The organism is Rubellimicrobium sp. CFH 75288, from assembly GCF_009904055.1.
In the GTDB taxonomy this organism is placed as follows: Bacteria; Pseudomonadota; Alphaproteobacteria; order Rhodobacterales; family Rhodobacteraceae; genus Rubellimicrobium.
In genome coordinates, this window is the sequence record NZ_WYDP01000003.1 from 1 (window position 1) to 23,596 (window position 23,596).

35 protein-coding genes and 1 pseudogene are annotated in these 23,596 nt (G+C 68.9%); all 36 read left to right on the plus strand.

Going from position 1 to position 23,596, the window contains the following annotated elements; translation table 11 throughout:
* Nucleotides 1-155 precede the first annotated feature (155 nt).
* On the plus strand, nt 156-470 hold the full coding sequence (rpsJ, locus tag GT358_RS03240; RefSeq protein ID WP_166581159.1) for a 30S ribosomal protein S10: 315 nt from the start codon (nt 156-158) through the stop codon (nt 468-470).
* Nucleotides 471-483: 13 nt separating this feature from the next.
* On the plus strand, nt 484-1,347 hold the full coding sequence (gene rplC, locus GT358_RS03245) for a 50S ribosomal protein L3 (protein ID WP_166581160.1): 864 nt from the start codon (nt 484-486) through the stop codon (nt 1,345-1,347).
* Nucleotides 1,337-1,952: pseudogene (gene rplD / locus GT358_RS03250) on the plus strand (50S ribosomal protein L4). The gene rplC and the pseudogene rplD overlap by 11 nt, the downstream one beginning before the upstream one ends.
* Nucleotides 1,949-2,248, plus strand: a complete 300-nt coding sequence (locus tag GT358_RS03255) for a 50S ribosomal protein L23 (RefSeq protein ID WP_166581161.1) — start codon at nt 1,949-1,951, stop codon at nt 2,246-2,248. Before rplD ends, GT358_RS03255 begins: the two are co-directional and overlap by 4 nt.
* 123 nt (nt 2,249-2,371) lie before the next feature.
* Complete coding sequence (gene rplB / locus GT358_RS03260; RefSeq protein ID WP_166581162.1) at nt 2,372-3,211, plus strand: 50S ribosomal protein L2; 840 nt, start codon at nt 2,372-2,374, stop codon at nt 3,209-3,211.
* A gap of 3 nt (nt 3,212-3,214) precedes the next feature.
* Nucleotides 3,215-3,493, plus strand: coding sequence for a 30S ribosomal protein S19 (rpsS, locus tag GT358_RS03265; protein WP_166581163.1), 279 nt, complete (start codon nt 3,215-3,217; stop codon nt 3,491-3,493).
* Nucleotides 3,494-3,497: 4 nt separating this feature from the next.
* Nucleotides 3,498-3,890 carry a 50S ribosomal protein L22 gene (rplV, locus tag GT358_RS03270; protein WP_166581164.1) on the plus strand — a complete coding sequence of 131 codons (393 nt, stop codon included), beginning with the start codon at nt 3,498-3,500 and terminating at the stop codon, nt 3,888-3,890.
* Nucleotides 3,890-4,612, plus strand: coding sequence for a 30S ribosomal protein S3 (rpsC, locus tag GT358_RS03275; RefSeq protein WP_166581165.1), 723 nt, complete (start codon nt 3,890-3,892; stop codon nt 4,610-4,612). The genes rplV and rpsC overlap by 1 nt, the downstream gene beginning before the upstream one ends.
* Nucleotides 4,613-4,624: 12 nt before the next feature.
* A complete protein-coding gene (gene rplP, locus GT358_RS03280) occupies nt 4,625-5,038 on the plus strand; it encodes a 50S ribosomal protein L16 (protein ID WP_166581166.1) in 414 nt (137 codons plus the stop codon).
* A gap of 85 nt (nt 5,039-5,123) precedes the next feature.
* Complete coding sequence (rpmC, locus tag GT358_RS03285) at nt 5,124-5,342, plus strand: 50S ribosomal protein L29 (protein WP_166581167.1); 219 nt, start codon at nt 5,124-5,126, stop codon at nt 5,340-5,342.
* Between the two features lie 3 nt (nt 5,343-5,345).
* A complete protein-coding gene (gene rpsQ, locus GT358_RS03290) occupies nt 5,346-5,585 on the plus strand; it encodes a 30S ribosomal protein S17 (RefSeq protein WP_166581168.1) in 240 nt (79 codons plus the stop codon).
* 68 nt (nt 5,586-5,653) lie between these two features.
* Nucleotides 5,654-6,022 (plus strand): 50S ribosomal protein L14, encoded by a 369-nt coding sequence (gene rplN / locus GT358_RS03295; RefSeq protein WP_166581169.1) that lies wholly within the window; start codon nt 5,654-5,656, stop codon nt 6,020-6,022.
* Entirely contained in the window at nt 6,022-6,330 is a 309-nt protein-coding gene (rplX, locus tag GT358_RS03300; RefSeq protein WP_166581170.1) for a 50S ribosomal protein L24, read from the plus strand. The genes rplN and rplX overlap by 1 nt, the downstream gene beginning before the upstream one ends.
* A complete protein-coding gene (rplE, locus tag GT358_RS03305) occupies nt 6,330-6,893 on the plus strand; it encodes a 50S ribosomal protein L5 (protein ID WP_166581171.1) in 564 nt (187 codons plus the stop codon). Before rplX ends, rplE begins: the two co-directional genes overlap by 1 nt.
* 19 nt (nt 6,894-6,912) lie before the next feature.
* Nucleotides 6,913-7,218, plus strand: a complete 306-nt coding sequence (rpsN, locus tag GT358_RS03310; protein ID WP_166581172.1) for a 30S ribosomal protein S14 — start codon at nt 6,913-6,915, stop codon at nt 7,216-7,218.
* Nucleotides 7,219-7,228: 10 nt separating this feature from the next.
* The gene (gene rpsH, locus GT358_RS03315; protein ID WP_166581173.1) at nt 7,229-7,621 is read left to right on the plus strand and encodes a 30S ribosomal protein S8; all 393 of its coding nucleotides are present in this window, start codon (nt 7,229-7,231) and stop codon (nt 7,619-7,621) included.
* Nucleotides 7,622-7,631: 10 nt separating this feature from the next.
* Nucleotides 7,632-8,171, plus strand: a complete 540-nt coding sequence (gene rplF, locus GT358_RS03320) for a 50S ribosomal protein L6 (RefSeq protein ID WP_166581174.1) — start codon at nt 7,632-7,634, stop codon at nt 8,169-8,171.
* 12 nt (nt 8,172-8,183) lie between these two features.
* Nucleotides 8,184-8,543, plus strand: coding sequence for a 50S ribosomal protein L18 (gene rplR / locus GT358_RS03325; RefSeq protein WP_166581175.1), 360 nt, complete (start codon nt 8,184-8,186; stop codon nt 8,541-8,543).
* Between the two features lie 117 nt (nt 8,544-8,660).
* Nucleotides 8,661-9,224, plus strand: a complete 564-nt coding sequence (gene rpsE, locus GT358_RS03330; RefSeq protein WP_166581176.1) for a 30S ribosomal protein S5 — start codon at nt 8,661-8,663, stop codon at nt 9,222-9,224.
* Between the two features lie 2 nt (nt 9,225-9,226).
* Entirely contained in the window at nt 9,227-9,418 is a 192-nt protein-coding gene (gene rpmD, locus GT358_RS03335) for a 50S ribosomal protein L30 (protein WP_166581177.1), read from the plus strand.
* A gap of 94 nt (nt 9,419-9,512) precedes the next feature.
* Nucleotides 9,513-9,995, plus strand: coding sequence for a 50S ribosomal protein L15 (rplO, locus tag GT358_RS03340; protein WP_166581178.1), 483 nt, complete (start codon nt 9,513-9,515; stop codon nt 9,993-9,995).
* Between the two features lie 114 nt (nt 9,996-10,109).
* Nucleotides 10,110-11,480, plus strand: a complete 1,371-nt coding sequence (gene secY / locus GT358_RS03345; RefSeq protein WP_243730698.1) for a preprotein translocase subunit SecY — start codon at nt 10,110-10,112, stop codon at nt 11,478-11,480.
* A gap of 34 nt (nt 11,481-11,514) precedes the next feature.
* Complete coding sequence (locus tag GT358_RS03350; RefSeq protein WP_166581179.1) at nt 11,515-12,228, plus strand: adenylate kinase; 714 nt, start codon at nt 11,515-11,517, stop codon at nt 12,226-12,228.
* A 177-nt stretch (nt 12,229-12,405) separates the two neighbouring features.
* Complete coding sequence (gene rpsM / locus GT358_RS03355) at nt 12,406-12,774, plus strand: 30S ribosomal protein S13 (RefSeq protein ID WP_166581180.1); 369 nt, start codon at nt 12,406-12,408, stop codon at nt 12,772-12,774.
* Between the two features lie 11 nt (nt 12,775-12,785).
* Nucleotides 12,786-13,181: a 30S ribosomal protein S11 gene (rpsK, locus tag GT358_RS03360; protein WP_166581181.1), complete on the plus strand. Its 396-nt coding sequence runs from the start codon at nt 12,786-12,788 to the stop codon at nt 13,179-13,181.
* Between the two features lie 121 nt (nt 13,182-13,302).
* Nucleotides 13,303-14,319: a DNA-directed RNA polymerase subunit alpha gene (locus tag GT358_RS03365; protein WP_166581182.1), complete on the plus strand. Its 1,017-nt coding sequence runs from the start codon at nt 13,303-13,305 to the stop codon at nt 14,317-14,319.
* 102 nt (nt 14,320-14,421) lie between these two features.
* A complete protein-coding gene (rplQ, locus tag GT358_RS03370) occupies nt 14,422-14,841 on the plus strand; it encodes a 50S ribosomal protein L17 (protein WP_166581183.1) in 420 nt (139 codons plus the stop codon).
* Between the two features lie 178 nt (nt 14,842-15,019).
* Nucleotides 15,020-15,631, plus strand: a complete 612-nt coding sequence (locus tag GT358_RS03375) for an autoinducer binding domain-containing protein (RefSeq protein ID WP_166581184.1) — start codon at nt 15,020-15,022, stop codon at nt 15,629-15,631.
* 44 nt (nt 15,632-15,675) lie between these two features.
* Nucleotides 15,676-16,266 carry an acyl-homoserine-lactone synthase gene (locus GT358_RS03380; protein WP_166581185.1) on the plus strand — a complete coding sequence of 197 codons (591 nt, stop codon included), beginning with the start codon at nt 15,676-15,678 and terminating at the stop codon, nt 16,264-16,266.
* 44 nt (nt 16,267-16,310) lie between these two features.
* Nucleotides 16,311-17,627, plus strand: a complete 1,317-nt coding sequence (locus GT358_RS03385) for a replication-associated recombination protein A (protein ID WP_166581186.1) — start codon at nt 16,311-16,313, stop codon at nt 17,625-17,627.
* Between the two features lie 45 nt (nt 17,628-17,672).
* Complete coding sequence (locus GT358_RS03390; protein ID WP_208103314.1) at nt 17,673-18,026, plus strand: CrcB family protein; 354 nt, start codon at nt 17,673-17,675, stop codon at nt 18,024-18,026.
* Nucleotides 18,023-19,063, plus strand: coding sequence for an RluA family pseudouridine synthase (locus GT358_RS03395; protein ID WP_166581187.1), 1,041 nt, complete (start codon nt 18,023-18,025; stop codon nt 19,061-19,063). The genes GT358_RS03390 and GT358_RS03395 overlap by 4 nt, the downstream gene beginning before the upstream one ends.
* Nucleotides 19,060-19,776 (plus strand): ATP12 family chaperone protein, encoded by a 717-nt coding sequence (locus GT358_RS03400; RefSeq protein ID WP_166581188.1) that lies wholly within the window; start codon nt 19,060-19,062, stop codon nt 19,774-19,776. The genes GT358_RS03395 and GT358_RS03400 overlap by 4 nt, the downstream gene beginning before the upstream one ends.
* A 169-nt stretch (nt 19,777-19,945) precedes the next feature.
* Complete coding sequence (locus GT358_RS03405; RefSeq protein ID WP_166581189.1) at nt 19,946-20,959, plus strand: amino acid ABC transporter substrate-binding protein; 1,014 nt, start codon at nt 19,946-19,948, stop codon at nt 20,957-20,959.
* 69 nt (nt 20,960-21,028) lie between these two features.
* Nucleotides 21,029-22,252 (plus strand): amino acid ABC transporter permease, encoded by a 1,224-nt coding sequence (locus GT358_RS03410; RefSeq protein WP_166581190.1) that lies wholly within the window; start codon nt 21,029-21,031, stop codon nt 22,250-22,252.
* A 1-nt stretch (nt 22,253) separates the two neighbouring features.
* Nucleotides 22,254-23,582: an amino acid ABC transporter permease gene (locus GT358_RS03415; protein ID WP_166581191.1), complete on the plus strand. Its 1,329-nt coding sequence runs from the start codon at nt 22,254-22,256 to the stop codon at nt 23,580-23,582.
* The last annotated feature ends 14 nt before the right edge of the window (nt 23,583-23,596 follow it).

Below are 23,596 nucleotides of genomic sequence, written 5' to 3' on the forward strand. Positions count from 1 at the left end.
CGTCGTCTCCAAGATCCTGGCGTGAGGCGTTGACTTCGCGGGGGGCGCGCGCTAGACGCGCGCCCTCAGCATGAGAGACCTCCGGTCCGATGTGGCCCGGCAATCCGGCCGGTCCACCTCTCGACCGTTTCACGAGCCTCGGAAGGGCAGAGATCATGGCCGCCCAGAGCCAGACCATCCGAATCCGCCTCAAGGCGTTCGACCACCGTGTGCTGGATGCCAGCACGCACGAGATCGTGCAGACCGCCAAGCGCACGGGCGCGGCCGTTCGCGGCCCCATCCCGATGCCCAACAAGATCGAGAAGTTCACGGTCCTGCGCGGCCCGCACATCGACAAGAAGTCGCGCGACCAGTTCGAGATCCGCACCCACAAGCGGCTTCTCGACATCGTGGACCCCACGCCGCAGACGGTGGACGCGCTGATGAAGCTCGACCTCGCCGCCGGCGTGGATGTCGAGATCAAGGTCTGAGGAGGGTCCCGCCATGCTCCGTTCGGGCGTGATCGCCAAGAAGGTGGGGATGACCCGCCTGTTCATGGAGGACGGCCGGCAGGTGCCGGTCACGGTCCTTCTGCTCGACAACGTGCAGGTGGTGGCCCAGCGCACCCAGGAGCGCGACGGCTACACGGCCGTCCAGCTCGGCGCCGGCTCGGCCAAGCCCAAGAACGTCACCCGTCCCCTGCGCGGCCATTTCGCCAAGGCGCAGGTGGAGCCCAAGCGCAAGATCGTGGAGTTCCGGGTGTCGCCCGAGAACCTGATCGGCGTGGGCGAGGAGATCATCGCGGCCCATTACCTGCCCGGCCAGTTCGTGGACGTGTCCGGCACCTCCATCGGCAAGGGCTTTGCCGGCGCGATGAAGCGGCACAATTTCGGCGGGCTGCGCGCCTCGCACGGGGTGTCGATCTCGCACCGCAGCCACGGCTCGACGGGGCAGTGCCAGGACCCCGGCAAGGTCTTCAAGGGCAAGAAGATGGCCGGCCACATGGGCACGACCCGCGTGACCACCCAGAACCTGCAGGTGGTGAAGGTGGATTCCGGGCGCGGCCTGATCATGGTCAAGGGCGCCGTGCCGGGCAACAAGGGCGGCTGGGTCACGGTCAAGGACGCGGTCAAGAAGCCCGCGCCCGAGAACGTGATGCTGCCGGCCGCGCTGCGCTCGGCCGAGCGCGAGGCGCAGCGTCTGGCCGAGGAGGCCGAGGCGCAGGCCCGGGCCGAGGCCGAGGCTGCCGCGCGCGCCCAGGCCGAGGCCGAGCAGGCCGCGCTGGATGCCGCCGCGGCCGAGGCCGCTGAGGCGCAGGGCAGCGAGGACGAGACCCCCGAGTCCGATGGAGGCAAGAATGAAGGCTGAGGCCATCACGCTCGACGGGCAGGCCGCGGGCTCGGTCGAGCTCGACGACGCGATCTTCGGGCTCGAGCCGCGGGCGGACATCCTGCACCGGGTGGTGCGCTGGCAGCGCGCGCGCCCAGCAGGGCACGCATGCCACGCTGGGCAAGTCCGATGTCAGCTACTCGACGCGCAAGATCTATCGCCAGAAGGGCACGGGCGGGGCGCGCCACGGCTCGCGCAAGGCGCCGATCTTCCGCAAGGGCGGCGTCTACAAGGGCCCCGTGCCGCGCAGCCACGAGCATGACCTGACCAAGAAGTTCCGCAAGCTGGGCCTGAAGCACGCGCTGTCGGCCAAGGCCCGGGCGGGCGAGCTGGTGGTGCTCGAGGCCGCGCAGGTGGCCGAGGCGAAGACCCGTGCGCTGGCCAAGCAGCTCGAGAGCCTGGGCTGGAAGCGGGCTCTGGTGATCGACGCGACCGTGGACGAGGGATTCGCCCGCGCCGCGCGCAACATCGAGACGCTGGACGTGCTGCCCGCGATCGGCGCCAACGTGTACGACATCCTCCGCCGCGACACGCTGGTGCTGACCAAGGCGGGGATCGAAGCCCTGGAGGCGCGACTGAAATGAGCCCGACCCCCGCGCAATACGACATCATCCGCCGGCCCGTCATCACGGAGAAGGCGACGCTCGCCTCCGAGAACGGGGCGGTGGTGTTCGAGGTGGCGCCCGACGCGACCAAGCCGCTGATCAAGGAGGCGGTCGAGGCGCTGTTCGGCGTCAAGGTCAAGAAGGTCAACACGCTCGTCCTCAAGGGCAAGACCAAGCGGTTCCGCGGCCGCCCCGGCGAGCGGCGGGACATCAAGAAGGCCTATGTGACCCTCGAGGAGGGGCACAGCATTGACGTCTCCACGGGTCTCGCGTAAGAGGCCCGCCTCCGCCGGCCCCGGGCGCTCCCCGGGGCCGTCGCGTTCCACCGGGGACCTTCGGGGCCCTTGACCGAACAGACGGGCCCCCAGGGCCCGCGAAGCAGACGGAAGACAGGAACCATGGCACTCAAGTCGTACAAGCCGACGACGCCTGGCCAGCGCGGGCTGGTGCTGATCGACCGTTCGGAGCTTTGGAAGGGGCGCCCCGTCAAGACCCTCACGGAAGGGCTGACGCGCAAGGGCGGCCGGAACAACACCGGACGGATCACGATGCGCCACCAGGGCGGCGGGGCCAAGCGCCTCTATCGCATCGTGGATTTCAGGCGGCGCAAGTTCGACGTCCCCGCGACGGTCGAGCGGATCGAGTACGATCCGAACCGCACGGCCTTCATTGCGCTGATCCGCTACGAGGATGGCGAGCAGGCCTATATCCTCGCGCCCCAGCGGCTGGCGGTGGGCGACACGGTGGTGGCCGGCCAGAAGGTGGACGTGAAGCCGGGCAACGCGATGCCCTTCAGCGGCATGCCGATCGGGACGATCGTGCACAATGTCGAGATGAAGGCCGGCAAGGGCGGCCAGATCGCGCGCGCAGCCGGAACCTACGCCCAGTTCGTCGGCCGCGACGGCGGCTATGCGCAGCTGCGCCTGAGCTCGGGCGAGCTGCGGATGGTGCGGCAGGAATGCATGGCCACCGTGGGGGCCGTGTCGAACCCGGACAACAGCAACCAGAATCTCGGCAAGGCGGGCCGCAAGCGGCACATGGGCGTGCGGCCGACCGTGCGCGGCGTGGCCATGAACCCGATCGATCACCCGCATGGCGGCGGCGAGGGCCGCACCTCGGGCGGCCGGCATCCGGTCACGCCCTGGGGCAAGGGCACCAAGGGCACGCGCACGCGCAACACCAACAAGGCGTCGCAGAAGCTGATCCTGCGCACTCGCCACGCGAAGAAGGGACGCTAAGTCATGGCACGCTCCGTCTGGAAGGGCCCCTTCGTGGATGCCTATGTCCTCAAGAAGGCCGAGGCCGCGCGGGCCTCGGGCCGCAACGAGGTCATCAAGATCTGGTCGCGCCGCTCGACCATCCTGCCGCAATTCGTGGGTCTCACCTTCGGGGTCTACAACGGCAAGAAGCATGTCCCCGTGAACGTCACGGAGGAGATGATCGGCCAGAAGTTCGGGGAATACTCGCCCACGCGGACCTATTACGGGCACGCGGCGGACAAGAAAGCCAAGAGGAAGTAACGCCATGGGCCAGGACAAGAACCCCCGCCGCGTGGCGGAGAACGAAGCGCAGGCGGTCGCGCGGATGCTGCGGACGAGCCCGCAGAAGCTCAACCTCGTGGCCGCGATGATCCGGGGCAAGAAGGTCGAGAACGCGCTGGCGGACCTGACCTTCTCCAAGCGGCGGATCGCGGGCGACGTGCGCAAGTGCCTCCAGTCCGCGATCGCCAATGCCGAGAACAACCACAACCTCGACGTGGACAGCCTCGTCGTGGCGGAAGCCTATGTCGGCAAGAACATCGTCATGAAGCGCGGCCGTCCGCGGGCGCGCGGCCGCTACGGGCGGATCATGAAGCCGTTCTCGCAACTTACCATCACCGTGCGTCAGGTGGACGCGGCACAAGGGGGGCAGGCCTGATGGGCAACAAGGTCAATCCCGTCGGCATGCGCCTGCAGGTCAACCGGACCTGGGACAGCCGGTGGTTCGCCAACAGCAAGGATTTCGGCGACCTCCTGCTCGAGGACGTGCGGATCAAGGACTTCATCCGCGAGGAGGCCAAGGCCGCCGGCATCAGCCGCGTGGTCATCGAGCGTCCCCACAAGAAGTGCCGGGTGACGATCCATGCCGCGCGGCCGGGCGTCATCATCGGCAAGAAGGGCGCCGACATCGAGACGCTGCGCAACAAGCTCAAGCGGTTCACGAAGTCGGACGTGACGCTCAACATCGTCGAGGTGCGCAAGCCCGAACTCGACGCCAAGCTGGTGGGCGAATCGATCGCCCAGCAGCTCGAGCGGCGCGTCAGCTTCCGCCGCGCCATGAAACGCGCGGTGCAGAACGCGATGCGCATGGGCGCGCTGGGCATCCGGGTCAACGTCTCGGGCCGCCTCGGCGGGGCCGAGATCGCGCGCACCGAATGGTACCGCGAGGGGCGCGTGCCGCTGCACACGCTGCGCGCGGACATCGATTATGCGCTGTCGGAGGCGCAGACGCCCTACGGGATCATCGGGATCAAGGTCTGGATCTTCAAGGGCGAGATCATGGAGCACGACCCGCAGGCGCGCGACCGCCGGCAGGCCGAGCTTCAGGAGGGGCAGGGGGGCCGCGGCCCGCGTCCCGAGCGCCGCGAGCGCGACCGGTAAGGAGGCCGAGCCATGTTGCAACCCAAGCGCACCAAGTTCCGCAAGCAGCACAAGGGCCGCATCCACGGCGAGGCCAAGGGCGGCTCGGACCTCAACTTCGGCTCGTTCGGGCTGAAGGCGACCGAGCCCGAGCGGGTGACGGCCCGCCAGATCGAGGCCGCGCGCCGCGCGCTGACGCGCCACATGAAGCGCCAGGGGCGGGTGTGGATCCGCATCTTCCCCGACGTGCCCGTGACCTCCAAGCCGATCGAGGTGCGGATGGGCAAGGGCAAGGGCTCGGTCGATTTCTGGGCCTGCCGCGTCAAGCCCGGCCGTATCATGTTCGAGGTTGACGGGGTGGCCGAGGATGTGGCAAGGGAAGCGCTCCGACTCGCCGCGATGAAGTTGCCTGTCAAGACGCGCACCGTCGCCCGCGAGGATTGGTGAGATTTCGCGGGGCCCCCGTCGATCCGGGGGCCCTGTCCGTTGGAAAAGCGGGGGGCATGCCTCCCGACTTCTGAGGAGAATGGCGATGGACGCCAAGGACCTTCGGGGCGAGACGCCCGACCAGCTGCGCGACCGGCTGGCCGCTCTCAAGAAGGAGAGCTTCAACCTGCGGTTCCGGCAGGCGACCGGCCAGCTCGAGAACACCGCGCGCGTGCGTCAGGTCCGCCGGGACACCGCGCGCGTCCTGACCATCCTGAACGAGAAGGCGGCCGCCGCCTCCGACCAGACCGCGAAAGGGGCCTGAGCCATGCCCAAGCGCATCCTGCAGGGCGTCGTGACCTCCGACAAGAACGACCAGACGATCACCGTGCTGGTCGAGCGGCGCTTCACGCACCCGGTGCTGAAGAAGACGATCCGCAAGACCAAGAAGTACCGCGCCCATGACGAGGGCAACGCCTTCAAGGTCGGCGACGCGGTGCGCATCCAGGAATGCGCCCCCAAGAGCAAGACCAAGCGCTGGGAGGTCCTCTCGCCCCAGGCGGAGTGACGGCCCGGTTCGATCGAAACCCTGGGGACTGAAGGGCACGGACCCTCCCCAAAGGTCGGGAGACACCCATGATCCAGATGCAGACCAATCTGGACGTCGCCGACAACAGCGGCGCGCGTCGCGTCCAGTGCATCAAGGTGCTCGGCGGCTCGCACCGCCGCTACGCCTCGGTGGGGGACATCATCGTGGTCGCCGTCAAGGAGGCGATCCCGCGCGGGCGCGTCAAGAAGGGCGACGTCCGCAAGGCCGTGGTCGTCCGCACCGCCAAGGAGGTGCGGCGCGAGGACGGCACGGCGATCCGGTTCGACCGCAACGCCGCCGTGATCCTCAACAACCAGGGCGAGCCGGTGGGCACGCGCATCTTCGGGCCGGTGGTCCGCGAGCTGCGCGCCAAGAACTTCATGAAGATCATCTCGCTCGCGCCGGAGGTGCTGTGATGGCCGCCAAGATCCGCAAGGGCGACAAGGTCGTGGTCCTGACGGGGCGCGACAAGGGCAAGACCGGCGAGGTCGAGCAGGTGTTCCCCAAGGAGGGGCGCGCCGTGGTGGGCGGCATCAACATGGCCGTGCGCCATGTCAAGCAGTCCCCGACCAACCAAGGCGGTCGGCAGGCCAAGGCCCTGCCCATCCACCTCTCCAACCTCGCCCTGATCGACAAGAACGGCAAGGCGACGCGCGTGGGCTTCCGCTTCGACGAGGCGGGCAACAAGATCCGCTACGCCAAGACCACGGGGGATGCCATCTGATGCTGGACGCTTCGACCTACACCCCCCGGCTCAAGGCGCTCTACCGCGACCGCATCCGCGACGCGCTGCGCGAGGAGTTCGGCTACAAGAACGCGATGCAGGTGCCGCGCCTGGAGAAGATCGTGCTCAACATCGGCGCGGGTGCCGAGGCGGTGCGCGACAGCAAGAAGGCGCGCTCGGCGCAGGAGGACCTCTCCACCATCGCCGGCCAGAAGGCGGTCATCACCAAGGCCAAGAAGTCGATCGCGGGCTTCCGCGTGCGCGAGGACATGCCGCTGGGCGCCAAGGTGACGCTGCGCGGCGACCGGATGTACGAGTTCCTCGATCGCCTCATCACGGTGGCGCTGCCTCGCATCCGCGACTTCCGCGGGGTCAAGGGCACGGCCTTCGATGGACGCGGGAACTATGCGCTGGGCATCAAGGAACACATCGTCTTTCCCGAGATCAACTTCGACAAGGTCGACGAGGTCTGGGGAATGGACGTGGTGATCTGCACCACGGCCAAGACGGACGCCGAGGCCAAGGCGCTTCTCAAGCACTTCAACATGCCGTTCAACAGCTGACGCCGCAAGGAACCCGGACATGGCAAAGAAATCCATGATCGAGCGCGAGCGCAAGCGGCAGAAGCTGGTGGACCAGTACGCCGCGCGCCGTGCCGAACTCAAGGCCCGCGCCAGGGATCGCGACCTTCCCGTGGAGGAGCGGTTCAAGGCCACGCTCAAGCTCGCCGAGCTGCCCCGCAACTCGTCGGCGACGCGGCTGCACAACCGCTGCCAGCTCACGGGGCGGCCGCGCGCCTATTACCGCAAGCTCAAGATCAGCCGGATCATGCTGCGCGAACTGGGCAGCAACGGCGAGATCCCCGGCCTGACCAAGTCGAGCTGGTGAGGAGGACTCGATGAACGATCCCATCGGCGACATGCTGACCCGCATCCGCAACGCGCAATCGCGCGGCATGGGCGCGGTCACCTGCCCGTCCTCCAAGCTGCGGGCCTGGGTGCTCGATGTGCTGCGCGAGGAGGGCTATATCCGCGGTTACGAGCGCGTGACCGGCAAGACTGGCCACGAGGAGCTGCGCATCGAGCTCAAGTACCATGACGGGCTGCCTGTCATCCGCGAGATCAAGCGCGTCTCCAAGCCGGGGCGGCGGGTGTACATGGGCGTCAAGGACCTGCCGCAGGTGCGCCAGGGCCTGGGCGTGTCCATCGTCTCCACCCCGCGCGGGGTGATGTCGGATGCGCATGCGCGCGCCGCCAATGTCGGCGGCGAAGTCCTCTGCACCGTGTTCTGAGGAGGGGGTCATGTCTCGTATCGGCAAGAAACCCGTCCCCCTGCCTGCCGGCGTGTCGGCCAGCATCACCGGCCAGACCGTCGAGGTGAAGGGCCCCAAGGGCACGCTGTCCTTCCGGGCCACCGACGACGTGACCATCGCGCAGGAGGACGGCGCCCTCGTCGTCCGCCCGCGCGGCGACAGCAAGCGTGCGCGCCAGCAATGGGGCATGTCGCGCTCCATGGTGGAGAACCTGGTCACCGGCGTGACGCAGGGCTTCAAGCGCGAGCTCGACATCACGGGCGTGGGCTACCGCGCCCAGATGCAGGGCAAGACGCTGAAGATGGCGCTGGGCTACAGCCACGACGTCACCTACGAGCCGCCCGCCGGCATCACGATCACCACGCCGTCGGCCAAGAACGACGTCATCGTGGTCGAGGGGATCGATGCCCAGCAGGTGGGGCAGGTCGCCTCGGAGATCCGCGGCTTCCGGGGCCCCGAGCCCTACAAGGGCAAGGGCATCCGCTATCGCGGCGAGTTCATCTTCCGCAAGGAAGGCAAGAAGAAGTAGGGGACGCGATCCATGGCCAGCACGAAGCTCGAGCTGTTCCGGAAGCGCCGGATGCGCGTCCGCAACAAGCTCAAGGCGGTCAATACCGGCAAGCCCCGGCTGTCGGTGCACCGCTCGAACAAGAACATCTCGGTCCAGCTCATCGACGATGTGCAGGGCCGGACGCTTGCCTCGGCCTCCACGCTCGAGAAGGAGTTCGGGCTCGTGGGCAAGAACAACGTGGAGGCCGCCGCGACGATCGGGCGGGCCATCGCCGAACGGGCCAAGGCCGTCGGCGTGGAGGAGGCCTATTTCGACCGCGGGGGCTTTCTGTTCCACGGCAAGGTCAAGGCGCTGGCGGATGCCGCGCGCGAAGCCGGGCTGAAGATCTGAGGACCGGGACGGATGGTGCAGGGGGCCGCTCGGCCCCCTCGATGATCGGAGGGCCTGCGCGCCCATCGCGATCGGAGCAGCAGGGCCCGAGAGCCCAGGACGACAAGGAGGCCCAGCGTGGCAGAACGTGAAGGGCGGCGCGAGCGGCGCGACCGCGACGAGGCCCCGGAATTCGCCGACCGCCTGGTGGCGATCAACCGGGTGAGCAAGACGGTAAAGGGCGGCAAGCGCTTCGGCTTTGCCGCGCTGGTCGTCGTGGGCGACCAGAAGGGGCGCGTAGGTTTCGGCAAGGGCAAGGCCAAGGAAGTGCCCGAGGCGATCCGCAAGGCAACCGAGCAGGCCAAGCGCAACCTGGTGCGCGTGCCCCTGCGCGAGGGGCGGACGCTGCATCACGACATGGAGGGTCGCCACGGTGCCGGCCGCGTCGTGCTCCGCACCGCCGTCGCCGGGACCGGGATCATCGCCGGCGGTCCGATGCGCGCCGTGTTCGAGATGCTGGGCGTGCAGGACGTGGTGTCCAAGTCGCTCGGCTCGAACAATCCCTACAACATGATCCGCGCGACCATGGATGCGCTCTCCAAGGAGCAGTCCCCCCGCGCGGTCGCGCAGCGGCGCGGCAAGAAGGTGGCGGAGATCCTGCGCCAGCCCGAGGCCGAGGCTGCCCAGCCCGTGGAGGCCTGACCATGGCAAAGACCATCGTCGTCGAGCAGATCGCCTCGCCCGCCCGCCGGCCGGACGTCCAGCGCCAGACCCTCGTGGGTCTGGGGCTTGGCAGGATCCGTCGGCGGCGCGAGCTGGAGGACACGCCGGCCGTGCGCGGCATGGTGAACGCGATCCCCCACCTCGTCCGCATCGTCGAGGAAAAGGGCGAGTGAGCCCGCGCGCGGGCCCGTCCGGGCTCTGCACCGCAAATCCGTGTGCGCGCCCGCCCGTCCTGGCCGGCGCGTTTCCGGCCAGAGGAGACAGGACATGAAGCTCAACGAGTTGCGCGACAATCCCGGCGCCGCCAAGAAGAAGGTGCGCGTGGGCCGCGGCCCCGGATCGGGCGTGGGCAAGACCGCGGGCCGCGGGATCAAGGGGCAGAAGTCGCGCTCGGGCGTGGCGATCAACGGTTACGAGGGCGGGCAGATGCCGCTCTACATGCGGCTGCCCAAGCGGGGCTTCAACAAGCCCAACCGCAAGGAATACGTGGTAGTGAACCTGGACCTGATCCAGAAGTTCATCGATGCGGGCAAGCTCGACGCCGCCCAGCCCATCACGGAGGATGCCCTGGTGGCGGCCGGTGTGGTGCGCCGCAAGCGCGATGGCATCCGCGTCCTCGCCAAGGGCGAGATCACGTCCAGGGTCGTGATCCAGGTGACGGGTGCCTCCTCCGGCGCGATCGCGGCCGTCGAGGCGGCCGGCGGCACGCTGACGGTCGCGCAGGCGGCCGCTGCGTCCGCCGAAGGCTGACGCCTCCGTGACGGCCGGGGTCCTCCCCCTTTCGCCGGCTCCCGCCCTCGGATAGGGTTCCCCCGCGCCGCCGCCGGAGCACCGGTCGGCGGCGCGGCCTTGACGGAGAACATCATGGCGTCCGCCGCAGAACAGATGGCGTCCAAACTGAGCTGGGCCGCCTTCGGCAAGGCGACCGAACTCAAGAGCCGAATCCTCTACACGCTCGGCCTGCTGATCATCTACCGCGTGGGCACCTATGTGCCGGTGCCCGGGATCGACGGCGTCGCCCTGCGCGAGTTCATGGAACAGGCCGCGGCCGGGATCGGCGGCATCCTGTCCATGTTCACCGGCGGCGCGCTGAGCCGGATGGGCGTCTTCGCCCTGGGCATCATGCCCTACATCTCGGCGTCGATCATTGTGCAGCTGGTCGGCGCCACCTACGAGCCGTGGAAGGCGCTCAAGAAGGAGGGCGAGCAGGGGCGGCGCAAGCTCAACCAGTACACGCGCTACCTGACGGTGGTGCTGGCCACGTTCCAGGCCTATGCGATGGCGGTCAGCCTGGAGGCGGGGGGGCTCGCGGCCGATCCGGGGATGTTCTTCCGCGTGGCCTGCGTTATCACGCTGGTGGGCGGGACGATGTTCCTGATGTGGATCGGCGAGCAGATCACCGCGCGCGGAATCGGCAACGGCATCTCGCTCATCATCTTCGTGGGCATCATCGCCGAGGTGCCGATGGCGCTGGCGCAGTTCCTGAGCCAGGGCCGGACGGGCGCGATCAGCCCGCTGGTGATCCTGGCCGTGGTGGTGATGGTCATCGTGACCTTTGCCTTCGTGGTCTTCATGGAGCGCAGCCTGCGCAAGATCCACATCCAGTATCCCCGCCGGCAGGTGGGGATGAAGATCTACGACGGCGGCTCGTCGCACCTGCCGATCAAGGTCAACCCGGCCGGCGTCATTCCGGCGATCTTCGCCTCGGCGCTCCTGCTGCTGCCCACCACCATCGCCACGTTCAGCGAGACCACGACCGGCCCCGTCATGGGGGTGCTGCTGGCCTATTTCGGCCCGGGACAGCCGCTCTATCTGCTGTTCTTCACGGCCATGATCATCTTCTTCACCTACTTCTACACGCGCGAGGTCGCCTTCAAGACCGAGGACGTGGCGGAGAACCTGAAGAACCAGAACGGCTTCATTCCGGGCATCCGCCCCGGCAAGCGGACGCAGGACTACCTCGACTACGTCGTCAACCGCATCCTCGTGCTCGGCTCGGGCTATCTCGCGCTTGTCTGCATGCTGCCCGAGGTGCTGCGCGCCCAGATGGCCGTGCCCTTCTATTTCGGCGGCACCTCGGTGCTCATCATCGTGTCGGTGGGCATGGACACGATCCAGCAGGTCCAGTCGCATCTGCTCGCCCACCAGTACGAGGGCCTGATCGAACGCTCGCAACTGCGCGGGCGCGGCAAGCCGCGCTCGACCGTCCGGCCCGGCGGTCCCGCACGTCGCTGATCCCACGCCCCGTCACAAAGAGCCTGCACTGCCCATGACCCCAGCCCGCGCGACCTCCGCCCTCAACATCATCCTTCTCGGGCCGCCGGGTGCCGGAAAGGGAACGCAGGCGCGGCGGCTCGTGGAGGACCGCGGCATGGTGCAGCTCTCCACCGGGGACATGCTGCGGGCGGCGCGCGCATCCGGCTCGCCCGTGGGCCGGAGGGTGGCCGAGGTGATGGACCGGGGCGATCTGGTGACGGACGAGATCGTGATCGACCTGATCCGCGAGCGGCTGAGCGGCGATCGTCCCGGCGGCGGCGTGATCTTCGACGGGTTTCCCCGGACGCTGCCGCAGGCCGACGCGCTGGAGGCGCTTCTGCGGGAACTGGGGCTGAGGCTCGATGTCGCGGTGGAGTTGCGCGTGGACGACGAGGCGCTGGTGGATCGCGTCTCGGGGCGGGTCACCTGCGCGGCCTGCGGCGAGGTCTATCACGATCGGACCCGTCCGGTGCCGGACGGAGGCCGCTGCGTCGTCTGCGGCGGGACGAACTTCGTGCGCCGGGCGGACGACAATGCCGACAGCCTCCGCACCCGCCTGTTCGCGTACTACAAGCAGACGTCGCCCCTGATCGGCTATTATCATGCCAAGGGTCTTCTGAGGCCGGTGGATGGCATGGCGGCAGTGGACGATGTGGCGCAGGCGGTGGCGACCGTCCTGGACGAGAGCCGGACCGCCCTCGCGGCCGAGCGACGCGAAACCGCTTGACGCGAACCGCCGGCCTCCTTAAGACGCCCCATCCCAGCCGGGAATCGCCGGCCGTGGGATGCGCGTCGTTTGCGTCTCCCGCTGGCCAGACCACCTCCGCGGCGCCGCCCGAGAGGGGGCGCAAGTTGTGAAAAAAGGCTCCGGCATCACGGAGCCGCAACGAAAGGATCAGCCCAAGTGGCACGTATCGCCGGGGTCAACATCCCGACCAAGAAGAGGGTTCCGATCGCCCTCACCTATATCCACGGCATTGGCCCGGCTTCGGCGGCCACGATCTGCGAGGCCGTGGGCATCGACCAGAGCCGTCGCGTGGACAGCCTGTCGGATGCCGAGATCCTCGCCATCCGCGAGCATATCGACGCCAACTTCCTGGTCGAGGGCGACCTGCGGCGCGAGACGACGATGAACATCAAGCGGCTGATGGATCTCGGCTGCTATCGCGGGCTGCGTCACCGCCGCAACCTGCCCGTCCGCGGCCAGCGCACCCACACCAATGCGCGCACCCGCAAGGGCCCCGCCAAGCCCATCGCCGGCAAGAAGAAGTGAGGGCCTGATCCATGGCACGCGACACGGTCCGCCGCGGCGGCAAGAAGAAGGTCTCGAAGAACATCGCCGCCGGGGTGGCGCATGTGAACTCGAGCTTCAACAACACCAAGATCCTGATCTCGGACGTGCAGGGCAACGCCATCGCTTGGTCGAGCGCCGGGACGATGGGCTTCAAGGGCTCTCGCAAGTCCACGCCCTATGCGGCACAGATGGCCGCCGAGGATGCGGGCCGCAAGGCGCAGGAGCACGGCGTCCGCACCCTCGAGGTCGAGGTGCAGGGTCCCGGCTCGGGCCGCGAATCGGCCCTGCGGGCGCTGGCGGCGGTGGGCTTCCAGATCACCTCGATCCGCGACGTGACCCCCATCGCCCATAACGGCTGCCGGCCGCCCAAGCGCCGCCGGGTCTGATCCGCCGACCGTTCCATCGGCGGGGCCGCGCCAGGCTGCGGCCCCGCCTCGCCGTCATCTGAGCAACCTCGGGAGTGGAGCCTTGTTGGACATGAAGGGCACCGCGCGAATGGAGGGACGCATGATCCACAAGAACTGGTCCGAGCTGATCAAGCCCCAGCAGCTCGAGGTCAGGCCCGGCAACGATCCCCAGCGGCAGGCGACCCTGATCGCCGAGCCCCTGGAGCGCGGCTTCGGCCTGACGCTCGGCAACGCGCTGCGGCGCGTGCTGCTGTCCTCGCTGCAGGGGGCGGCGATCGTCTCGGTCCAGATCGACGGCGTGCTGCACGAGTTCTCCTCGGTCGCCGGGGTGCGCGAGGACGTGACCGACATCGTCCTCAACCTCAAGGGCGTGGCCATCCGGATGGAGGTGGACGGGCCCAAGCGGCTGACGGTGCAGGCCAAGGGACCCGGTGTCGTCACGGCCGGCGACATCAGCGAATCGGCCGGGATCGAGATCCTGAACAAGGATCACGTGATCTGCCATCTGGACGATGGCGCGCAGCTCTACATGGAACTGACGGTGCGCACCGGCAAGGGCTATGTGGCCGCGGACAAGAACAAGCCCGAGGACGCGCCGATCGGCCTCATCCCCATCGACGCGATCTATTCGCCGGTCAAGAAGGTGAGCTACGACGTCCAGCCCACCCGCGAGGGGCAGGTCCTGGACTACGACAAGCTGACCATGAAGATCGAGACGGACGGTTCGGTCACGCCGGACGACGCGGTGGCCTATGCCGCGCGCATCCTGCAGGACCAGCTCTCGATCTTCCTCAACTTCGAGGAGCCCGAATCGGCCACCGCCGGCTCGCTCGAGGACGGGCTGGAGTTCAACCCGCTCCTGCTCAAGAAGGTGGACGAGCTGGAACTGTCCGTGCGCTCGGCCAACTGCCTCAAGAACGACAACATCGTTTATATCGGCGACCTGATCCAGAAGACGGAAGCCGAGATGCTGCGGACCCCGAACTTCGGGCGCAAGTCGCTCAACGAGATCAAGGAAGTGCTGTCGGGCATGGGCCTGCACCTCGGGATGGAGGTGGAGGACTGGCCGCCCGACAACATCGAGGAGCTGGCCAAGAAGTTCGAGGACCAGTTCTGAGCCGACCGGGCGGCGGACAGGCCTCCGCCGCCCCCGGGCGACCGCCCCAACAAGGAAAGCGGCTCCACGCCGCCCGACAAAGCACAGAAAACGGAGACGACCATGTACCACGGCAACGGCCGCCGGAAGCTGAACCGGACCCACGAGCACCGTCAGGCGATGTTCGCCAACATGGCGGGAAGCCTGATCGAGCACGAGCAGATCAAGACCACGCTGCCCAAGGCCAAGGAGCTCAAGCGCGTGATCGACAAGCTCATCACGCTGGGCAAGCGCGGCGATCTCCATGCCCGCCGCCTGGCGGCCGCGCGCCTCAAGGAAGAGCGGCACGTGGCCAAGCTGTTCGCCGTTCTGGGCCCGCGCTATGCCGAGCGGGCCGGCGGCTACTGCCGCGTGCTCAAGGCAGGCTTCCGCTATGGCGACATGGCGCCGATGGCGATCATCGAGCTGGTGGACCGCGACCCCGAAGCCCGGGGCGCCGGCGACCGCGCCCGACGCGAGGCCGAGGAGGCTGCCGAGGCCTGATCGTCCGCCACAATCCGGACCAGAGGGAGGGCTCCGCCGGTCAGGCGGGGCCCTCGGCCTGTCCGGGGTCCGTTCACCGCCGCGATCCGGGCGGTTTCTTCGAATTGTCGGATTTGCGCCATAAGGGGAACACAATCCCCAGTTGACGCCGCAACGTGGCGATTGCCACATCAGGGCCATGTCCCTTCAGACCGAAATAGACCTGCACACGCGCAAGCTCGCGAAGCTGGCTCCCCGGGGCTTCTTCTTCGCTCTTCACATCCGTTTCGCCCTGCCTCTCATCAACATCGTGACCTATCCCGAGGCCTGGGCGGACCGCTATACCGAGCAGGCCTATGCCCTGCGCGACCCGATCATCGCCTGGGGCTTCTCGACCACCGGAACCGCCCGGTGGAGCGAGATCGCCATTCCCGATCCCTTCGACATCATCGGCCAGGCGCGCGAGTTCGGCATGGTCTATGGCCTGGCCGTCTCCTGCGGGCCGATGAAATCCCGCACCATCGCCTCGGCCGCCCGGGACGACCGCGAATTCACCGATCCCGAGATCGCGAGCTTTGCCCGCGTGATCGAGGAGCTCCACCACGTGACCGAGCCACCGGCCGCCCTGACGCCCGCCCAGGCGGAGGCGCTGCGCCTGATCGCCGCGGGCGACCGCTACGCCGCAGCGGCCGGCAAGCTCGGCATCTCGGAAAGCGCGCTCAAGGCGCGTCTCGCCTCGGCCAGGGCGACCCTTCTGGCCAGAACCACCACGGAGGCGATCCAGCGCGCCCGCGACTATCGCCTTATATGAGAACGGGGTCGTGGGGGCCCCGGACGTCCAGTACGGAGTGAGCCATGCAGAGCACGACGCTGTCCTTCGCCAACATGCACAACCACGGCGAGCTTTTTGCCAACATCCTTCGCGCGAGGCGCGAAAGCTTCATCCTGCGGAACCGCTGGGACCTGCCCGAAACGATGGGCATGGAGTTCGACCAGTACGACACCCCCGTGTCGCGCTGGCTGGCGGTGCATGACGGCACGGGTCAGGTTCTGGCAGGCGTCCGGCTCACCCCGACCACCGCGCGCTGCGGGATCTATTCCTACATGATCCGCGATGCCCAGCGCGGCCTGCTCGAGTCGATCCCGTCCGACCTGCTCTACGGCGAGGCGCCGGTGGCCGAGGGCGTGTGGGAGGTGACGCGCGGCTTCGTCAAGGCGGACGTCCCGGCCGCCATCCGGCACAAGGTGCGCCTGCAGCTCGTGATGCAGATGCTGCGCACCTCGCGCGAGGAGGGCATCCGCACGATGCTCGCCCTGCTGCCGGTCGGCTGGCATCGCTGGGCCTCGCGCTGCCGTCTGGACATGCGGGCCGCCGGGCGCGAGATGGACATGGGCGGCATCCTGTATCAGGCCGTCTGGATCGACTTCTCCACGCAACTCCACTGAGAGGGCGGCTGGCAGCGGCCACGGCAGCGCGCTAGGGTCCGGGCATGGCCGACCTGTTCGATCGCGCTGCCGATCCTCCTGCGCCTGCGGCGGCGGGTCCGCTCGCCGACCGGCTGAGGCCCCGCACGCTGACGGAAGTGGTCGGGCAGGATCACCTCCTTGGCCCGGAAGGGCCGCTGGGCGCGATGCTGGCGGCCGGCCGGCTGTCCTCCGTCATCCTCTGGGGGCCTCCGGGGGTCGGCAAGACGACGATCGCGCGGCTTCTGGCGGCGCGCACTGATCTTCATTTCGAGCAGATCAGCGCCATCTTCACCGGCGTGCCGGACCTGCGCCGGGTGTTTGAGGCCGCCCGGCTGCGCCGCGCCCAAGGGCGGGGAACCCTCCTTTTCGTGGACGAGATCCACCGCTTCAACAAGGCCCAGCAGGACGGCTTCCTGCCCGTGATGGAGGACGGCACCATCGTCCTGGTGGGGGCGACCACGGAGAACCCGTCCTTCGAACTCAACGCCGCCCTGCTGAGCCGGGCGCAGGTTCTGGTGCTGCGCCGGCTGGAGCCGGCCGATCTGGAGCGCCTTCTGGCCCGCTCGGAGGCCGCGCTGGGCGCGCCTCTGCCCCTTCGGCCCGAGGCGCGCGAGGCGCTGATCGCCATGGCGGACGGCGACGGCCGGGCGCTTCTGAACCTTGTCGAGCAGGTGCACGGATGGCGGCTTCCCGAACCTCTCGACGCTGCCGCGCTGGCCGAGCGGTTGCGGCGCCGGGCCGCTCTCTACGACAAGACCGGCGATGGCCATTACGGGCTGATCTCGGCCCTGCACAAGTCGGTCCGAGGATCGGACCCGGACGCGGCGCTCTACTGGTTCGCGCGCATGCTGGAGGGGGGGGAGGACCCGCGCTTTCTGGGCCGCAGGCTCCTGCGCATGGCAGTGGAGGATGTGGGTCTGGCCGATCCGCAGGCCCAGCGCGTGGCGCTGGATGCCTGGGAGGGCTACGAACGGCTCGGCAGCCCGGAGGGCGAACTCGCCCTGGCGGGAGCGGTGATCTATCTGGCGCTCGCGCCCAAGTCGAACGCGGCCTATGTCGCCTACAAGGCCGCTCGCGAGGCCGCGCGCCAGACGGGATCGCGGCCGCCGCCCCCGCATATCCTCAACGCGCCGACCCGGCTGATGAAGGCGCAAGGGTTCGGCGCGGGCTATCAGTACGATCACGACGCACCGGACGGCTTCTCGGGGCAGGACTATTTCCCGGACGGCATGAAGCGCGGGGTCTATTACGTGCCGGTGGACAGGGGATTCGAGCGCGAGTTGCGCAAGCGGGTGGACTTCTTCGCCGGTCTGCGCGCGAGGCGCCGCGCGGAGGGATGAGGGAGCGGCGTTGACAACACGGCGCGGCGGAGCCAAGCCGCGGGCATGATCCGCAACCTGCTTCTCGTGGCCGCCGGCGGGGCTCTGGGCTCCATCCTGCGGGCTCTGGTCATCACGGCAGCGCCATTTCCCTGGGGCACGCTGGCGGTCAACGTGTCGGGCAGCTTCGTCATCGGGGTGCTGTTCGCCCTGCTGGCCGGAACGGGGGAGATCTGGACCATCCTGTTCATCAGCGGGCTGCTCGGGGGCTTCACGACCTTCTCCACCTTCTCCCTCGACGTGCTGCGGCTCGTGGAGTCGGGGCGGGCGCCGCTGGCCGGCGGATACGTGATGCTGTCGGTCGCGCTGTCGCTGGGGGCCTGCTGGGCCGGGCTCCTGGTCGGCCGGAGCCTGCCATGAGCGGCGTGCGGCATCTGGCCGTGGGGACGGGAGAGGGCGGGCAGCGCCTCGACCGCTGGCTGCGGCGGCGGTTTCCGCATCTGACGCAGGGCGCCATCGAGCGGATGTGCCGCAAGGGAGAGCTGCGGCTCGACAGCGCCCGCGTCACTCCGGCGACGCGGGTGGAGGACGGCCAGACCGTGCGCGTGCCGCCCCTGCCCGAAGCCGAGGTACCGGCACCAAGGCTGGCGCCGGCGCCCACCGCCCATGACGAGGCAATGATCCGGGCCGCCGTGCTGTGGAAGGACGACCACATCATCGCCCTCAACAAGCCGCCGGGCCTGCCCTCGCAGGGAGGGTCTGGGCAGGGTGAGCGGCATGTGGACGGTCTCGCCGGGGCGCTCGCCTTCGGCTATCGGGACCGGCCTAAGCTCGTCCACCGGCTGGACAAGGACACGTCAGGCCTGCTGCTGCTCGCGCGCACCGACCGGGTGGCGCGAAGCCTCTCGGAGGCGTTGCGACGGCGGGACGTGCGCAAGATCTACTGGGCCGCCGTCGCCGGGGCGCCGCAGCCCCGGGCCGGGACGATCCGCTACGGCCTTGTCAAGGTGGGGGGCGGGCCGCGCGGCGAGGAGCGCATGCGCTGCATCCATCCGCGCGACATCGACACGACGCCCGAGGCGAAGCGGGCCGTGACGGAGTTCGCCACGATCGAGAATGCCGGAGGGCGCCTCGCCTGGGTGGCGCTTCAGCCGGTGACCGGGCGGACCCACCAGCTCCGCGCCCACATGGCCGAGATCGGCCACCCGATCCTGGGCGACGCCAAGTATGGCGGCACCCGTCAGGACAATCCGGGCGACGGCTGGGGGGCGGGGATCGGCGGGGCCCTGAGCCGGAAGCTGCATCTGCACGCGCGCTCGCTCAGCCTCGTGCATCCGGTGACGGGCGCTCCGCTGACGCTGGTGGCGCCGTTGCCGCCCCACATGCGGGAAACATGGGACGTCCTGGGATGGGACGAACGCACCGCCCCCGCCGATCCGTTCGAAGGCCGCCGATGAGCGCGCGGCCCTGGGCACCGCGCCGATTCTGGACGCGCGTCGATGTTCTCGACTCCGAGGGCCTCTGGACCGTCGCTCTGGACGGCCGGCAGGTCCGCACGCCCGAAGGGGCGGTCCTGCGGCTGCCCACCCGTTCCTTTGCCGAGGCGGTCGCCGCCGAATGGCGGGCACAGGGCGAGAGGGTCGAGCCGCTGTCCATGCCCGCCACCCGCCTGGCCAATGCCGCGATCGACCGCGTCACCCCGAACCGCGGTCCGGTGGCGGCCGCCCTGGCGGCCTATGCCGAGACCGACCTTCTCTGCCACCGCGCCGACCGGCCCGAACGCCTCGTGCGGCGCCAGCGCGAGGGTTGGGACCCGATCCTCGCCTGGGCGGCCGAGACGCTGGGGGCGGATCTCTGCGCCGTCGAGGGGCTGATGCCTGCCCGGCAGCCGCCGGCCGATCTCGGCCGGTTGCGCGGCCTCGTGGAGGAGATGCCACCCTTTTCGCTGGCAGCGTTCCACGATCTGGTGACGCTCACCAGCTCGCTCCTGCTGGGGCTCGCGGTCGCAAAGGGGCGGCTGGACGCCGAGGAAGCCTGGTCCCTGTCGCGCCTGGACGAGGAGTTCCAGATGGAGGAATGGGGGCGCGACGAGGAGGCGGATGCTGCCGCGGCGGTCCGTCGGGCCGCCTTTCTGGATGCTGCCCGCCTGTGGGATCTGCTGCAGGTCTGACGCTGCGGCGGAAAGGCGACGAATGCCTTGACCGGAGCGGAAGGATTCGCCCACTCTCGCCCAATCATGAGGAAAAAACCTCATCGAAGCCGTGGCCGTGTGAATGATGGCGCGGCAGGCCAGATCGAGGCGTCGCATCCGGGCGGCGTCCAGAACAGGAGGGAGACGGATGAGAGCAACCATGTGGGGGGCGGCCGCGCTGATCGTTGCAGCCGGCGCGGCGAGCGCGCAGACCCTGAACGACGTCCGCTCGCGCGGGGTGCTGAATTGTGGCGTCAACACGGGCCTGACCGGCTTTGCCGAGCCTGATGCCCAAGGTGTCTGGCAGGGCTTCGACGTGGACATCTGCCGGGCGGTCGCGGCGGCCGTCCTGAACGACCCGATGGCGGTCAACTTCGTCCCGACCACGGGGCAGACCCGCTTCACCGCCCTGTCCTCGGGCGAGATCGACCTGCTCGCGCGGAACTCCACCTGGACCTTCTCGCGCGATACGGAATTGCGGCTCGATTTCGTGGCGGTCAACTACTACGACGGGCAGGGCTTTCTCGTGCCGCGCGCGCTCGGCGTCGCCTCGGCGCAGGAACTCGACGGGGCCACGATCTGCATCCAGACCGGGACCACGACCGAGCTGAACCTCGCGGACTTCTTCCGTGTCAACAACATCAGCTATGAACCCGTCCCGATCGCCAACGACGACGAGGGCCAGCAGCAGTACCTGGCCGGGGCCTGCGACGTGTACACGACCGATGCCTCGGGCCTTGCATCCGTCCGGGCGACCTTCGAGAATCCCGACGACCACGTGATCCTGCCCGAGATCATCTCCAAGGAGCCGCTGGGCCCCGTCGTGCGCCACGGCGACAACGAGTGGGCGGACCTGGTCAGGTGGGTGTTCTACGCCATGGTCGCGGCCGAGGAGCTGGGCATCACGCAGGACAACGTGGCCGAGATGGCCTCTGCGCCGGGCGACAACCCGGAGATCAACCGTCTGCTGGGCACCGAGGATGAATACGGCACGATGATCGGCCTGGATGCCCAGTGGGCCGTCCGCGTGATCGAGGCCGTGGGCAATTACGGCGAGTCCTTCGAGCGGCATATCGGCGAGGGCTCTCCGATCGGTCTCGCGCGCGGGCTCAATGCGCAATGGACCGATGGCGGCCTGATCTACGCGCCGCCCTTCCGCTGAGAGACCGGCACGGGCGGCCCCGTGCCGCCCGTGCCCCTCGGCCCCCCTCCCGCCGCGACGGAGGATGCCATGACCGCCATTCCCGACAGGGCGCCCCCCCGCTTCCGTGCGGGCGATCTCCTCGGCGATGAACGCTGGCGCGGGCTGACCATCCAGGCGCTCGCTCTGGCGGCTCTCGGGCTTCTGGGCTGGTTCCTGATCTCCAACCTCGTCGCCAACCTCGCCGCGCTCGGCAAGCCCATCGACTTCTCGTTCCTGTGGCGGCGGGCAGGATACGACATCAACCAGCGGCTGATCCCCTATACCAGCGACGATCCGCACTGGCGCGCGGCGGTGGTGGGGATGCTCAACACGCTGCTGGTGGCGGTGCTGGGCTGCATCGCGGCCACGATCTTCGGCGTGATCGCGGGGGTGCTGCGGCTGTCGCGGAACTGGCTCGTCTCGCTGCTGATGGCCGCCTATGTCGAGGGGTTCCGCAACGTGCCCCTGGTGCTGTGGATCATCGTCACCTTTTCCGTGCTGGTCCACGCGACGCCCGCGCCGGCCGCGTTCCGGGGCGAGGAGGCCGAGGCGTCGATGCTGTTCGGCCTCGTGGCTATCACCAACCGCGGCACCTATCTTCCCCGGCCGGTCTGGGGCGACGGCTCGGCCCTGCTCCTGCTGGTCGTGGCGCTGTCGGTCGTCGCCGTCTGGGTCTGGCGGCGTCTGGCGCGTCGGCGGCAGGAGGAGACGGGTCAGCCCCTGCCGGTGCTCTGGGTTTCGCTGGCGATCCTTCTGGTCCCGCCCGCTCTCGCCTTTCTGGCCCTGGGGCGGCCGCTGAGCTTCGACGTGCCCGCCGTCCGCGAGACGGGCATTGCCAACTTCCAGGGCGGCATCGCCGTGCTCAACAGCTTCATGGCCCTGTGGCTGGCGCTGTCGCTCTATACCGGGGCGTTCATCGCCGAGATCGTCCGCGCCGGCATCCTGTCGGTGTCGCGCGGGCAGACGGAGGCGGCCTATGCGCTGGGTCTGAGGCCGGGCCGGACCATGCGCCTCGTGATCCTGCCGCAGGCGCTGCGGGTGATCGTGCCGCCGCTGATCTCTCAGTTCCTGAACCTCACCAAGAACTCGTCGCTGGCCATCGCGGTGGGCTACATGGACATCCGCGCCACGCTGGGGGGCATCACCATCAACCAGACGGGGCGCGAGTTCGAGGGGATGCTGCTGCTGGCGGGCTTCTACCTCACGGTGAGCCTCGTCATCTCGGGGCTGATGAACGTCTACAACCGCCGCGTGGCCATCAAGGAGCGCTGACGTGTCGGACACCCATGCCCGCACCGTCGCCTTTTCCCGCGACACGATGCTGCCTCCGGTCCCGCCGCCCGTCCGCGAGACGGGGGCCGTGCGCTGGCTGCGCGAGAACCTTCTGGGGGGGCCGCTCAACGTCGCGCTCACCGTGCTGTCGCTTGTGGCGATCTGGTGGGCGCTGAGCGGGTTCCTGCCCTGGGCCTGGCGGGGGATCTGGGACGCCTCGAGCCTGACGGAATGCCGCGCGCGGCGCGACGAACTCTATGGGCCGGGTGTGCCGGCCGCCTGCTGGGCCATCATCGCCGAGCGCTGGCCGCAGCTCGTGTTCGGGTTCTATCCGCAATCGGGCTACTGGCGGCCGCCCGTCGCGCTGGCGGTGTTCCTGGTGGCGGTGATGCCGGTGCTGTTTCCGTCCCTGCCGCGGCGGATGCTGTGGCTGCTGCCGCCCGCGCCCTTCGTGATCTACTGGCTGCTCTGGGGCGGATCGCTCTGGGGGCCGGCCACGGTGGCGGCCGGGTTCGCGCTGGGCTGGGGCGTCTGGCTGCTGGCGCGGCGGGGCGGGGCGGGGGCGGGCCTCGCGCTGGCGGCGGGGGTCGCGGCGGCGGCACTCTGGTGGTGGTGGATCGCCGGGCCCCTGGCCGGAACGCTGGCGCGGGGGGTGCCGCTCGCGCTCCAGCCGGTTCTGTCCAAGGACATGGGCGGCTTTACCCTGAGCTTCGTGATCGGGCTGTCGGCGATCGTGCTGTCGCTGCCGCTCGGCGTGCTGCTCGCGCTCGCGCGGCGGTCGGAGATGCCGATCATCTCCACCGTGGCGGTGGTCTATATCGAGATCATCCGGGGCGTGCCGCTGATCGTGTGGCTGTTCACGGCGCAGCTTCTGCTCAACTACTTCCTGCCGCGGGGCACGAATTTCGACCTGATGCTGCGCGTCATCATCATGGTGACGCTCTTCGCCGCCGCCTATCTGGCCGAGGTGATCCGCGGCGGGCTGGCCGCGCTGCCCAAGGGCCAGTTCGAGGCGGCCGATGCCTTGGGCCTGGGCTACTGGCAGTCCATGCGCCTTGTGGTCCTGCCGCAGGCGCTCAAGATCTCGATCCCCGGCATCGTCAACACGTTCATCGGGCTCTTCAAGGACACCACGCTGGTCGCGTTCATCGGGATGTTCGACCCGATCGGGCTGACGGGTTCCATCCGCGCGACGACGGCGTGGAACGGCATCTACTGGGAGCCCTATGTCTTCATCGCCATCGTGTTCTTTGTCGTCTGCTACGCCATGTCGCGCTATTCCATCTGGCTCGAGCGCCGGCTGGAGCGCGAGCACCGTCCCGCCACCTAAACCCCTTCCGCCGG